Annotated in this window: 9 protein-coding genes; 2 read left to right on the top strand and 7 right to left on the bottom strand. The window is 41.2% G+C overall.

From position 1 onward, the window contains the following. Positions 1 to 7 precede the first annotated feature (7 nt). The 6 genes from DTQ70_RS30145 to DTQ70_RS30120 all read right to left on the bottom strand — a co-directional run bounded on the left by DTQ70_RS30145 (position 8) and on the right by DTQ70_RS30120 (position 9896). Positions 8 to 3244: an Eco57I restriction-modification methylase domain-containing protein gene (locus DTQ70_RS30145; RefSeq protein WP_122934662.1), complete on the bottom strand. Its 3237-nt coding sequence runs from the start codon at positions 3242 to 3244 to the stop codon at positions 8 to 10. Further along, positions 3244 to 6672 carry a BREX system P-loop protein BrxC gene (brxC, locus tag DTQ70_RS30140; protein WP_122934661.1) on the bottom strand — a complete coding sequence of 1143 codons (3429 nt, stop codon included), beginning with the start codon at positions 6670 to 6672 and terminating at the stop codon, positions 3244 to 3246. The genes DTQ70_RS30145 and brxC overlap by 1 nt, the downstream gene beginning before the upstream one ends. An 11-nt stretch (positions 6673 to 6683) precedes the next feature. Further along, complete coding sequence (locus DTQ70_RS30135; protein ID WP_122934660.1) at positions 6684 to 7229, bottom strand: BREX protein BrxB domain-containing protein; 546 nt, start codon at positions 7227 to 7229, stop codon at positions 6684 to 6686. Further along, positions 7219 to 7911, bottom strand: coding sequence for a hypothetical protein (locus DTQ70_RS30130; protein ID WP_122934659.1), 693 nt, complete (start codon positions 7909 to 7911; stop codon positions 7219 to 7221). The genes DTQ70_RS30135 and DTQ70_RS30130 overlap by 11 nt, the downstream gene beginning before the upstream one ends. A gap of 282 nt (positions 7912 to 8193) precedes the next feature. Next, positions 8194 to 9168 carry a nucleotidyl transferase AbiEii/AbiGii toxin family protein gene (locus DTQ70_RS30125; RefSeq protein ID WP_122934658.1) on the bottom strand — a complete coding sequence of 325 codons (975 nt, stop codon included), beginning with the start codon at positions 9166 to 9168 and terminating at the stop codon, positions 8194 to 8196. Continuing rightward, entirely contained in the window at positions 9165 to 9896 is a 732-nt protein-coding gene (locus DTQ70_RS30120) for a DUF6088 family protein (protein ID WP_122934657.1), read from the bottom strand. Before DTQ70_RS30120 ends, DTQ70_RS30125 begins: the two co-directional genes overlap by 4 nt. 178 nt (positions 9897 to 10074) lie before the next feature. On the opposite strand from DTQ70_RS30120, the gene DTQ70_RS30115 reads away from it, so the two are divergent. Together DTQ70_RS30115 and DTQ70_RS30110 are read left to right on the top strand one after the other, a co-directional pair. Further along, positions 10075 to 11016, top strand: a complete 942-nt coding sequence (locus tag DTQ70_RS30115) for a ParA family protein (protein WP_122934656.1) — start codon at positions 10075 to 10077, stop codon at positions 11014 to 11016. Positions 11017 to 11036: 20 nt separating this feature from the next. After that, positions 11037 to 11996, top strand: coding sequence for a hypothetical protein (locus tag DTQ70_RS30110; RefSeq protein ID WP_122934655.1), 960 nt, complete (start codon positions 11037 to 11039; stop codon positions 11994 to 11996). A gap of 53 nt (positions 11997 to 12049) precedes the next feature. Here DTQ70_RS30110 and DTQ70_RS30105 read toward each other — a convergent pair whose 3' ends face one another. Continuing rightward, the gene (locus tag DTQ70_RS30105) at positions 12050 to 13420 is read right to left on the bottom strand and encodes a replication initiation protein (RefSeq protein ID WP_122934654.1); all 1371 of its coding nucleotides are present in this window, start codon (positions 13418 to 13420) and stop codon (positions 12050 to 12052) included. Positions 13421 to 13744: the final 324 nt, after the last annotated feature.

The raw sequence follows: 13744 nt of genomic DNA, 5'->3' as shown, positions 1-13744 counted from the left end.
ATATTCATTATTCATTCCTACTTCTTTGCTTCTCCTCCAAACTCAAATGTACGTCATTATCTCTCACTTCGCCCCAGGGAGCGCCAGGAGGATTTTTGCCTCGGTCAATACCCCATTTAATATTAGGCTTTTTGCGTAAAATATCGGCGGTGATGAACGGACGAATGTTGAGCCGAACGCCATCGTTGAGGTCTGGTTCCCAGCCGATGGGCTGTTGGGCTAAGGGTTTCCAGCGAACAAATACATCGTAGGGAGCTTCGCCTTCCAGAATGGCTTCGAGTTTTTCTTTGAGTTTGGTGGCAGCACTCAGCAGCCCCTCGGCACCGCTTTCTCCCGCTTTCTTTTTGGCTTCGCACTGACGAATCCAATCTCCGAGGTAAGTGAAGATGAGGCGTTGGAGGTTTTCTTTATTGAGTTTATGGTAGTTGACCAAAGCGGCAAAGCCATCTTTGCGACCATCCCAAATGTGCCAGATGAAGGGACGGTTTTGAAACAAACGGTTGTGCTGCTCAAAAAACTCCTCTCTAAACCACTCTTCGAGGTTGGTTTTGGTGGAGCCTTCCTTTGCCAACAACTGACTGATGGTGTTATTTGCCCAAAATTCACCGTAAACGGCTTGCAGGTAAGAACGTAGCCTTTCGGAGGCGGACAGCTCTCCGTTGACGGGAGGAATACACAAAATCCCATCCTCATCAGTAAGGTGATCAAAAGCTTTAATGGTCTCAATTAAGTACCTGGCCTCCTCCGACAGTTCCATTTCGGTATCACTCTCGGCGGGCCAACGGTAACCTATCATACGGGCGACCGCTACCTGTAAGGGATTATCGCTTTGCTCCGGATGCCCATGAAATAGCCATTGGGTAACATCATTACTATAAGGCTTGGGAAGACCATGGGGGTATTGTTCATCCGCCACTTTTTGCCAGTATTCCAAATCGAATGGTACTTTGACTAACGTTGCATTCGTGACGTTTAGCTTTTGGTCGATTTTTCTTACTTCTTCATTAAATTGAGGGGAGGAACAAAAACACCAAATAGCGGGGAGGTGTTCTTGATTTTTGGGAACAATTGGCGAACAGCTAATATCAAAAAAATCACCTTTGTAGAGTGTTGGACTTAAATTTCCAATTAAACTGATTGTAACACCCTTCTTTCCCCAAGCTATATCACCTTGTATCCTCGCATTTTTATTTTCATTATGAATTTTACCTTTTTCAGGCCAATAAAAGATACTGTCTCTACCTCCATATAAAATACTGCCTTTAACAGTATTTTGTAGTTTTCTCCAATCATGAGTTATGGAGCTAAGCTCCCATAGAAAAAAACGAAACCTTGGTGAATCTCCTCCATGCATCCCATTTGGTGAAATCGCATACTCGCTTAGTCTAACTGTTTCGTTGTCTTGTCCAATAACCACCCTTGCATCTGGATTTTTTAATTGCTCTAACTGATTTACACTTTGAAAATTGACGGTTTTCAAAGTATCGTCCTTGGCAGTTGCATTGGGGGCTTCTGATACATCAAACCCTATCAATTTCTGTGTTTGAGTCGGTTTTTGATGCTGAATACTTATCAGCATTACATTAAAATCCCACATGGGCGTCTGAAAGCTTTTTGCCCCCAATCGCGCCACAATACCCCAGCTTTCATTCTTTAAGAATTTTTCTCTAAACTTTTTATATGATGTCAAAAAAAGCCAGTTTTGAGGTATTACACTGCATGAAATCCCCCCTTTGGTATTTGATTTCAGCATCTTTTCTAAGAAAACAGTAGCTAAATCACCTTTGGCCTCTGGATAATTTTTTCCACAATAGTCGGCCATTGCCTTGTCCTGTTTACCACGTGACAAATAAGGCACATTCGTAATCTGTAGAATGTATTTTTTTGATAACAACTGCCCCGCTTTTGCAATCCCTGCGGCCATTACCCCACGCTCAATCTGGTCTTTGTCGGCTTCTCCTTCCAATGCCTTTATAAGTATTGGCTTTAACTCTTCAAAGCCCGCAATGTACATATCGGCTTTGATTGTTGAAGGGTCGAGTAAGCTCCCCAATTCGGGGGCGAGTTGAAAATGGTCATAGAGAAACTCCATACCGTTTTTCAACCTCGTTTTTTGATTGGCATCTGATTCTTTGTCTACCAATTTCACCCAATCTTCTTTTTTTCCTTTGGGAGCAATGCCACTACACGCCAAATTCATTTCAGGCAATTCTTTGTACTGTCCGCAGAACTTCCAGGCGGTCAGTGCCAGGTTAAAAGCCGCTATTTGGGTACAGCGAGCATCTAATTCCAATCCGTGCAGGTTTTCGGCAATCACTTTGTCAGTGGCCTGCTCTTTGCTCAGCCCTTCTTCGTACATACGCAGCGGAGCAAATACTGAAAACAAAGCGCCGATAAAGTGCCCACTTCCCATGCAGGGGTCTAAGGAAGTAACAGCGGCGGTTTTATCGGGCCAGCCTTCAAAGTTCCCAGCGGCGGGTGTGCCGTCGTCCGAAAAACGTAAATAGTCAAAACTCACGGGAGGCTTTATGCCCGGGTTTCGGCTTACCCACCAAGCACCAAGGGTATTATCAATGAGAAAATGAACCATGTAAGGCTCGGTAAACAACTGGGTAACGGCAGGGAGCGTTTCACCGTTTATTTTATCTCCGCTCGCATTGATGATAGCTTTGGCTTCACTTTGCCAAAACTGATACACCCAGCCCAAGGCATCGTCGGCGGTAAAAATATCGTTATCGAGGTTATCAAGAATAGTCTCCAAATTGATACGGTCATTGCTGGCGTAACTTATCTGAATGAGCGGGTCTTCGGGTCGAAAAATGGCCGGTAGCATTTTGGAGGCGTAGGTAGCAGCGGCATCCCATTTGTCGGTAAAACCTTCTTCATTTGCCAGTTCTTCGCATTCCTCCAACGTAACTGCTACGCCGTCAGGGTGCATCAATAAGTCGTTGGCTTCCAAAAATTTAGCAAAAAGCATTTTGTGCCAGTACTCATACGCAAGCTCGTATATCAAATGATGGAGCTGTTGTTCTCCCGTAGCGGGCAGTTCGTCACCCATCAATCTTGCTTTACTGCGGAGTCGGTTTCGCAGCAATTTTTGGTCAGGATTCAGGTGAGCAAAAGACTCCGTTTGATCCACTGCCAACGCTTGCAGGGCATTTTTAGCCCCTTCTTCCGCAAGCTTGCGGGCTTTTTTGACGGCAGTTTCTAAAGTATTACGCTGTAGTGAGGTAAGAACGGGCATTATTTCAGAATGATTGAACCAGAGTTTGTAAGAAGTTCTTCCAACTTTTCTTTAAGATCCGTTAGATACTCTTCAATTTCAGCGGTTGTGTTGATGGTTTTGCGCGGCAAACTATATGTCACTGCTTTTGGTGCAGCTAATTGAATAGCTTCCTCAAGAGCCGACTGAAACTGCCCAGGTAAGGCGGCAATTTTGGTCTTCCAGTTGTTTAGGGATTCTCTTTGGAGGTGGTTTAGCAGCCCCTGAGCATCTAAAGCTTTTATTTCGGGTTTTGCCAGCAGCTGATGATTGTTTAAAATAGCATTTTGCTGGGTGTCCGAAAGCTGTTTAAAATAGTCATTGCTTTTGAGCTCGCTCATTTTCAGGTCATACAACTCGGTATATGCTTTTTTCGACCCATTCAGGGCTGTTTTAAGCTTTTCCGTCAGTTCACGTAGTTTGGGCTCAATGAGGTCAGGCTCCTGCAACAATAGTCTATCTTCACGAATCGCATCAATTTCAGCCTTCAGCTTTTCAGTATCGGCATCATTAGCGTAAGAAGAAAGTTTAGACAATAAGAGCCAGTTAGGCTCTCTTTGGCGCACAATGTCCGCCTGCTGCGCCCAGGCCAAATATTTCTCTTTGAGGTCTGCCTGCTCTTCCACAATCCGAACCAAGCGTTCATTACCATCCAGGTTTTCTATGTTTTTAAGGAAACGGATGTCTATGGGCTCGGGTTTGGGTGCATCGCCGCTAATATTTTCAGCAAGGTCTTTTAATTTCTTCAAAAACGAATTGGAATGCAGAAACTCCTCACCAGATTTACACGAAATACCTGCTTCCTGATACAGCCGTCGAAGTTTGATTTTTTCAGACGCCGACAAGGTATGTACCTCTTTTTTGAATACAGCACCCGCAATTTTGGATTGGTTAAGGTTAGGCTCGGGCGTAGAAATATGCTCCGTATTTTTGAGCATAACAATGATGGTATCTATGGCATCTTGGCTCCAGCCGTAGGGTGCTTTTGTAAAATGACTCCGAATTTCCTTTCCCTGTTTAGTATTATTACCAATAAAGCGCAGTATTTCCACTGCCACGGGATGGTCTTTCGCTTCTTTGTCCCACCCTATTCTTTTGAGGGCATCTGGGTCGTTGGATAAGCCTTTTGTTAAAGCCTTGTCCCAATCTTTAAAATCCCCTTTATTTTTAAAGTCGGTAAACTGTCGGTCAGCAATGTTGTTCAGAGCTTCCTCAATATTATCTCTGATGGAGCCGTTTTCTACTTTGTTTCCTCCCGCCAAATAAACAATAGACTCCTTACAAATCCTGTCAATCAATTCATCAATAGCCGCTTTTGCCAAAGCCCGGCGCGTTTCCATGCTTTTTTTAGCCTGCTCTCCTTCGAGACTGGAAGGGAGCCCTTTGGTATTAAGCGTCAGCCCCGCCGCCAGATACTTTATGATTTCACTTCGCAGTTCAGGGTCACGCAATTTTTTTACAAACGCATAAGCCAACGGCGCATCGGCCCCCTCGGCTCTGATTTCATCCAACACGGTAGAATCGTTCTCAAACCATCCATCCCGAACCCAAATATTAAGTTTGTTGTCGGTAGCGGGCCTTGTTTCTTTGTCCCAAATGTCAAAATCCCTTTTCTGTTTAGAAACTCCCTGGAGAATATTAACGGTTTTGGTTTTCTCTTTAAAATAGGCAATGATTCTTTCTTTTCGCAATTGCTGGATTTGATCCTCTCCCGAGTTAGTGATTTTTGCTTCTTGCGCCTTGTATGTCTGTTCCCATTCTGAACCCACCTTTGTCTGCAATTTGTACTCATCGTCAACCGGCATTAGTACTTTTTCTTCCACCAGTTTTTTGATCAGCTCCTTTACTTTGGTGCGGAACTTATCCGAGGATTCGTTGAGATTGTCGAACAACAATTCCGCAATGGAGTTTTCGTCTGACTTGAAGCGCTTACCCGATGTATCCTTGGGCAATTGATCAATCATAAACACCGCGCTCAATATTCTGCCCTCCAATGCAGAATCGCCTCCTTTTGCTTTCAGGCTCTCAATCAGATTGTTGGTTTCGTTCAACAGCAGCGCGTTTTGAAGGAGCTGAGATTGTTTTTGCTCAAATATCAAATCAGCAGGAACAATATATCCCAACTCTTTATCGGCTACCTTCTTGATGCTTTCATCTACGATGCGCAGTTGGCTTCTCAACTGTCCCGCTGTACCCGCTGTATCAATAGCTTGCAGGATTTTCTTCCAAAACTTACGGGTGGACGGTAAAATTGGATAATCCGCCACCAAGGTTGCCCGGTCGGCGGTTACGTAACCAAAATCGGTACCGGATAGATTTCGGGAAATTTCCCCCAATGCCGCATCCAATTTTTTGTCTATTTCATTGATGACCGAAGGCTTTTTTTCCAGAACTGTTTTTCGCGTCACGGTTTCCACGTCGGTATCAGACAGCGAGACTTTTACCGTAAATCGGTCCTGTAAGCGTTGAAGTAAGCTTGTTTCCGAAAGGGCATTCTGACCGGTGCCGATCAGGAGAAACTTTCCGTCAAAACTACTACAAATGTCCTGCGCCAAATTTTGGAGGTCAATGCTTTTATCGCCGTCCTGACCAATAAACTGCTGCACTTCATCCAATACGACAATGGTCAAGGGGATTTTATCGCCAAAAAACATCGGCAGTATCTCAGATTTGATGGTATCTATCAGTTGTTCACGATTTATACTGTCAAATCTCTTGAAATTGACCTTGAAATTCTCCTTTACTTTTGCCTCATTTTCGGCAAACTCAGGTTTCAATTCCAAAATGGCTTTGGCGATGGGAGTAGAAACGAATAAATTTTCATACTCTTTTTTAAAATCTTTACCCTGTGCTTCAATCAAGGACTTTAAGCCATCGTGAATACCTTCCTGTTTGGTCCAATAGATGAATTTAAACAGGTGGTACTGCTGGGGTAATCCAAGTGCATTCAGCAGTAATTGAAGAAAAGAGTAACGAATATCTGGCGAAGGAAAATCTTTTAACGTTCCCGAAACAGACAGACGTCCGTTTATTTTTTGCTTTCGTTCTAGTTCAATCAATAAATCATTAACATCATCTGGCAATGGTTTTATCGTTCGTGCGGTGTCTCCATTGTCCAATTTAAAATCTTCCCAGAAGTACCCCAGCATTTTTACTAAATGGGACTTTCCACTTCCGAAGAAACCGCTCACCCATACCGCAGGTTGTTTGGGTTGCTCAATATGTTTTAAATATGTATCTAAGATTCTGTATATTCCTTTTTGATATTCGCCTTCACATACAAATGTCTTTAACTCATGGCGAATAATCTTCTGCCCTTTATCATCCTTAGCCGTATTAATTTCAACAACCCCGTCATTCATGAGGTTATTGTCATCCGGGTTTAAACTAAACAATTCTTTGTTTTTCATACAACGTTTTTTTATATGGTAATCGGTCTTGCCAAGTAACTCCAACCATCTCTCGCATCTAACAACCGGTATTGATTCTTATCATATTCCCCAGGAAAAAAAATAAGCATTCTTCCCTTAAAAGCCCGAGAACAGCCGTTTAATATGTCTGATACTCGATTAAAGCCAAATAAGGCCGAAATATCTCTGATGGCAATCAATGTATTGTCGTTGGTACCAAGTTTTTCAAGTTCAGCAGCCAGGTAATTGATCGCATACTCTTTAAAATCTCCTTCTAGCTGATCTACTAGTGCATCAGGGTCTTCAAAATATTCTTCTTTATAATCATGGTTAGCCATCCATTCAGGAAAGCATCTTTTCAGAGAGATGCTTTCCCACCTTTTGCCCGCCTTTTTAGTGACCATTTCAAAGTCACCAAATCGTAAATCGATTTTACGCTGTTCGGAAGGATCATACACTAAAAACCAAACACGCTCCTGTCCAGATAAATAAGATGTCCACGGTTCAGTTACGACTGCTTCATAGGCCGACAGTAATTGGTCAATTTTAGATGCCATCAATGTCTAATTGTTTCAGGAGGTTAGTAAAAGATATGGAGGTGATATTACCTGCATACTGATATTGTAATAAGTCTCTTTTTGCGGCTTCGCTTGCCAATTCTCGAAGTTGGTTTTCTCCCAAGCACATTGCCTTTGACCAAATGGAAGTCAAAATGAAATCACCGCGCTCACCATTCAGGTAAGCCATTAAAAAAGCAAAAGCTATTGTAGCATATCCAATGTCCGGTTGTGTACGTATGTTTTTTACTTTACCCGTAATAAAACCGGCCTGTTTCCAGGAGCTTGCGATGTTTTGAGCCAGAGACCGTTTGGTATTGTCTGTATATCGCTTGGGATGGTATGAATCAATGGTTTCTTCCAATTTTTCAATCGTTACCTTATCACCATGATTAGTTGTAGCAATGACAGGATAACTTTCAGCCAGAAGATAGTCTCTCCCAATCGCATATAAAAGCGTTAAAACAGGTTTATCTCTCTCTTCGACAACGTGCCAGAAATACTTAAATGCACGGAATGATGGCTTAGTGAGGTCAAAGTCGTATAGCTGTTGTAAGAACCCTGTTGTTTTATCTTGGTTTGATTTTGTCTTCTTATTAGTAATATTCAAATGTAGTGAATCTAAATATGTAACATCTTCTGTTACGTAATCCATCACTTTTGAGAGTTCCGCAAACATCATTGTTCTGCTCGTGTGTACTGTTATTTTTTTATCCACTCTGATCTTTATTTTTGATACTTTATACTATTTTTAATTTAACTTACTTATTTATAGCAATTTATAATCATCCCACAATATACTCGTTAAAAGATGCTACCTCGCAAAGGTATCACAAATCAATCAAAAAATAAGTTATAATTAGGCTTACTAATAATAAATTTTATTATTAGCTATTTCTTAGAAAAATTATATAAATAAGCTCTTTGAGAACTATTTTCCATAGTAATTTTCACTTTGATTGTCCTACAATCTAATCGACCAATTCACATTTTCTAAACGTGCTTTGATAATTCGTAACGTTCCTAAAATAACGTCTTCGGGTGGGAAAACTCCGTAGATTAAATTTCGGAAGTCGCTCGTGTACGTCTTTCGTAGTTCGCCCCACACTCCCTCCAGCTCCCGAAATAGCAACGCATCTTTGGGCGGGTATTGCAACCACTGATTGTTATTTTTAAAACTACGAACATCATCTTGGCCTACTTTTAACAACATCTCGTCAAACGCTTCCGTCTCAAAAAACTGCCTTACATCTTCGTCTTGTAACAACTGATGCAAGTCGTACGTATGCCTAATTTTTTTCTTCAAATCAGTCAGCGGAACTTCTCCATAAGAAAAACGAACCAAACTCATGATTTTTTCGCAAAACGTTCGGGACGGTTCAAGTACTTGTACTTCAAATGCCTGAAGTTGAAACTGTTCCGCTAGGCTTTCCCCCTGTTTTTCAACCATTTCCCCTACAAACGATTGAATCGTTTTTCGACGATAAGGCTCATAATACCCCAACCAAGTCGCCTCTACCACGATGCTATCGCGGACTTGTCCATACAATCCGTCAAACGATTTCTGGTAACTATGTGCGGTTTTACGGGTCATTCCTCGTTTGTGCGTCAGCCCTTCTACTTGAATTTCTGGCAACATCTCATGAATCACCTGTCCCACTTTTTTAATCTTCGTACTTAACCTAGAATCCGTCTCTCCCTCCCGCCGAATCACCACCAGGTCAATGTCCTCGGAAAAGCGTTCGATAATGCCATAACATTTTGCGAGCGCTGTACCTCCCTTAAAAACAACATCATCTCCAATGGAATGATGAAAAATCAAATAAAGCGCAAACGTAACCCAATAGTCTTTTTCAACATAAATAGCGGGTATTTGTAACTGATCGGCCGTTGCTTGGATAGCTTGCCGAAACAAAAGCGAATTTTCGTGTAACTTCATTGGATGTTCCACTTTTTAGTTGTGTTCAATACTTCTAAGGATCCTCCCAGCGAGTAGGTGTAGGTAGTAATTGGATTGAGGCTCTCAAAAAGGCTTTTAGTAAACTCTTCTTTGTTGAGCTCGTCCAACAATGCCCCTAACAACGCCCTCGTTGAAGGAGGATATTTAAGGGCTAATCGGGTAATTTTTTTAAAATCAGTGTCGCTAAAATCCTTTAACAGTGCTAAAAAACGCCTAATTGAAGCGTCCAGCGTAGTATCAGGGATTTTCTTGATGTAACGAAGTGCATCCAAAAGCTGAAGTAACGGGATGTTTTCTTTAGTAATCGTATTTTTTTGCTTGATAAACGAAATAGTATAGCGTTCCCGCTTAAAAGTAGGTCTGCTATCGGCTCGCCCAATCTGTAACGTATTACTCACTTGGGTCGTCAGGCCCAACTGAGGAAAAACGCTGTATCCCGTCAAATAGCCGATGAGCTTCCCTTGTTCTTCTAATAAGTCTTTAACAATTTGGAGCTGCTTGGGCTGTAATTGTCCAAAAATGCTGGTTTCGGGCTTGTAAAATTTACCTTTTGATAGCTTCCTAAGTTTACCGCTTTGCACCATTCGGTTAAGTGCCTTGATGACGGCTTCTTTTTTGGTTGTTTCAACCTCGAAATCAGTGTATGAAAAGACATAACCTTTTGGTAATCTGTCTATTACTGACAATAGGTAAGTAGTCGTTTTCATATTTTTATCTACTAATTTGTCCAGATTTTTATAAAAAAAACTGGACAAATTAACATACTTTTTAAATCGAAATCAAGAGAATTATTTTTTGAACATTCAAAGATGAAAAAAAATCAAGTTTTGTCCAATATTTTGGACATATAATGTATTTTTGTCTAAAATTAAACCCAAATCAACTATGATTACGAATGAGCAAGTGCTCAATTTTCTTCGCAATAAAGAGGGGTTAACCTTTACGAAGGTGGAAAAGGCAGCCTCTATTCCTAAAGGGATATTATCAAAAGCAATGAGCGGCGAAAGAGAATTGAACCAAGAACACCTTACCAAATTATACCCTGTATTGGTAAGCTATGGTTGGAAAGAATTTTACCAATCGAAAGCTAAAGTCATCGCGGTTGTCAACCACAAAGGCGGAGTAGGAAAAACCACTACAACCCTCAATTTGGGCAAAGCACTTGTTAATTTCGGATTCAAAGTATTAGTGATTGACATAGATTCACAAGGGAATTTGTCGCAAGCATTGGGAGTTGATAATCCAAACAAACAGGTCATGCACGCTCTGATTGACGAAGAGCCGCTCCCCATCTATCCTATTGCGCCGAATTTCGATTTATCGCCCAGTGACTTAACCCTGGCAAGTCGTGAAATCGACATGATTCGTATGGTTTTGAGCGAACTTCAACTCCAACGCGCCATCGCCCCTAAACTCAGCGAATACGACTATATTCTCATTGATTGCCCACCTGCGCTAAATATTTTCACCACGAGCGCTCTAATTGCCGCCAACTCGTGCTTAGTCACTTTACAGCCAGAGATTTCTGCTCTCAAGGGGGTAAAAGGATTATTTGACCATATTTTCCAGGTTCAACGCCGTCTCAATAGCAACCTTCACGTGGAAGGAGTTTTGCTAACGATGGTGGATGCACGTTTGAACATTCACCGAGACATCATCGACCAGGTACAGCTTCAATTGGACGCTTTTCGGATTTTCAAAACGCAAATACGCTTAAACGTCGCCCTAAAAGAGTCTCAAATATCGCAAGTAGACATCTTTGAATACGATGCCAACTCCAAAGGCGCCAAAGACTACTTAAACCTCGCAAAAGAAATTATTGGCTAAACTAGATTGACACAAACGATATGGCAAAGAAATATCAATCGTCGTTGGGGGAACAAAAAATCTTTCAAAGTTCAACCTTCGTACAACATGAAGAAGTAAAGAAGAATATTCTTATTTTGCCCGAACTCGAATCCCTCATTCCCCCGCTTCACGAAGAAGAAAGAAGCCAACTTGAAACCAATATTTTGGTGGAAGGGTGTCGCGAAGCCCTTTTAATATGGCCTACTACCGAAGCCACTATTCAGGCAGGTTCTACTTCGGCCAAACAAGTGTATGTCCTAGTAGATGGACACAATCGTTACTCTATTTGTCGTAAAAATAATTTAGACTTCCCGATTCACTTTGTCAATTACCCTACTGTTGAAGCGGTTAAAGCCTTTATGGTTGATAATCAACTAGGTAGGCGTAATTTAACCCCCGAACAAACTTCGTACTTACGGGGAATGAAGTACTTAAATTTGAAGCAAAACAAGGGAAAATACGACCGACTAGAGCATAAAGACCAAAATGGTCTTTATGATGAAAACATCGGAGAAAGTACTGAACAAAACCATAAGGACCAAAATGGTCCTTATGCTCAAACCACTAAAAAACAAACAACGGCGGAGCAATTAGCCGAAGAGTTTAAGGTAGGACAAACGACTATCAAGCGTGATGCGGAGTTTGCCCAAGGGCTCGAAAAACTCAGCCCTGAGCTTAAAACTTCGGTATTGGGTGGCAAAGTAAAATTGAATAAAGGGGTGATTCAACAACTCGCCAAAACACCCACTCAAGACACCCAATTTACGACTATCGAATCGGTAGAAACGTTTTTGCGTGGGGAAACACCGTTGCCTGCGGTTGTTGCAAAAGTGAGTCCAGAAGAAGAACTCATTCAGTCCATTACGGAATTAGTAGGAAAACTCAAAAATGCGAAAAAACGAAAAGAAACCTGTGATCAGCTGATTGCACTTGCTTCGAGCTTAAAAATGCTCGATTAAGCACATCTCCCCGTCGCTTTCTGTTAAAAACATCTACAAAAAGCGACGGGGAATTATTCTCGGTACCCTAGCGATTTTAATTCATCGTTCAGCACTGCCACTTTTTTTGAATACTGACTCACCAATGTATTGTATTCTGTAAACTCCTGACCAATCATAGAAGACATCAGTCCTTGTAGGGATTCATTTTCTAAATTTTCTTCGAACGTCAAGTGACGTTTATAGTAGGGATGATTTTGAACCTTGCTCATGATTCTATCTTTGAAAAAAGGATCATTCGCAAAATACCCGTTCTCTAATTCTTGAGCGATTAAGCGGTATTGTTCTGTCAATTTTCTCAGCTCCGTACGTTTAATTTCAATTTTCTCCAAATTCACAGCCCTCCCCATGTGCACCACCTGCGAATTTACCACCTTAGAAGGCAGGGTGTATTTGTTATATAAATTGGGAGTGTACACCATCGTATTCAAAAACCCACCAATATTTACCACCTTATTGCCTGCACTAATATGTTGTTTCGTATAGTTAATGGCGTTATCAATTTGAGTAATCGAAACCTCTGAAATCCATTTTTTCACCTTGGCCTTTGAGACATGCTTCTTAACCTGCTCAAAAATGCGGTCTAAATCGGTCGTAGAGTCATTTTCAGTCTCTACCGCTAGTATCTCACTACTTTCGGACGTATTGAGCTTAGCACGCTGATTTTTGGCGTTTTCAAAAATAAAGAAGGTTATAAACATTACTTTACGTTTAATCACTTCTTCTTCAAACGTAAAATAAATATCTGTATGTTTTTCTAAGTCCTTTTCAGCCCGTTTGATTAGCCCCTTGAAATGTCCGTATAACAGGTATTCATCTGGATCAATGGAGAGTAAAATTCGTAACTCGTCAACACTAAATCTCCTTTTGCCGATTTTTTGGTACTGTTTTAGCAATTCAAACAATCGAACCGAATAAATACTTGTCAGGCTCAATATGTTACGAATATCATAGACCAAATACCTTTCTTTCAATTCAAGCAAAAAAGGTTTCAGCGCAGGGTGAAAGCTAAGTTTAATGTAATCACCTTTCTCCTCGGGAGTAGCCGTAGAAGCCACCAAGTGCGTTGTAAACTGCTCCTTTCTTCCGTCTTCAGTTGTGCGGATAATACCTACTTTTTTGTCTAACAGTTTTTCACCCGCCGCTTTGATGCTGTCATACACTAATCCTGAATCATGCAATTTAAACTCTTTAACGATGTCACCCGCGTTGATTTCGTATTCTCTAAAATCAACGTCGTTATGCCGAATCAGCGTCAGCATGTAGGCAAACACCCTAGTTTCCCAAATATCAAATTTGTACCTAGCTTCTACCAACTCATTGGCTTTTCGAATGAGTTTAATATCAGACTCAATGACGGGGAGTAGTTTTTTCTTGGGAGGCATTGATAATCAATAAATATGCATACGCAAATATAATTATCATATTAAAATTTACAATAGATATATCATATCAATTTTCAAACATGATATTTTATGAGAAAATACTTATTTCCGAATTATTTGTGATAGTTAATAAATTTCAGGGGTTCGTAAGACAGTCCAGCAGTAGATGATTCAACCGCTTGAGGTCTTAACATACATCAAATATTTTTTCCGAATTATTTGTGATAGTTGCCAGATAGACAGAGTTCAAGAGAAGGCAGAAGGCGCCCCAATGTGGATATGTGGATAACTTTTAATCTTTTCCGAATTATTTGTGATAGTTCC

Origin of the sequence: Runella sp. SP2, assembly GCF_003711225.1 — a bacterium.
In the GTDB taxonomy this organism is placed as follows: domain Bacteria; phylum Bacteroidota; class Bacteroidia; order Cytophagales; family Spirosomataceae; genus Runella.
The sequence above is the reverse complement of the archived record's forward strand: the minus strand, read 5'-3'. Positions and strand labels throughout refer to the sequence as shown.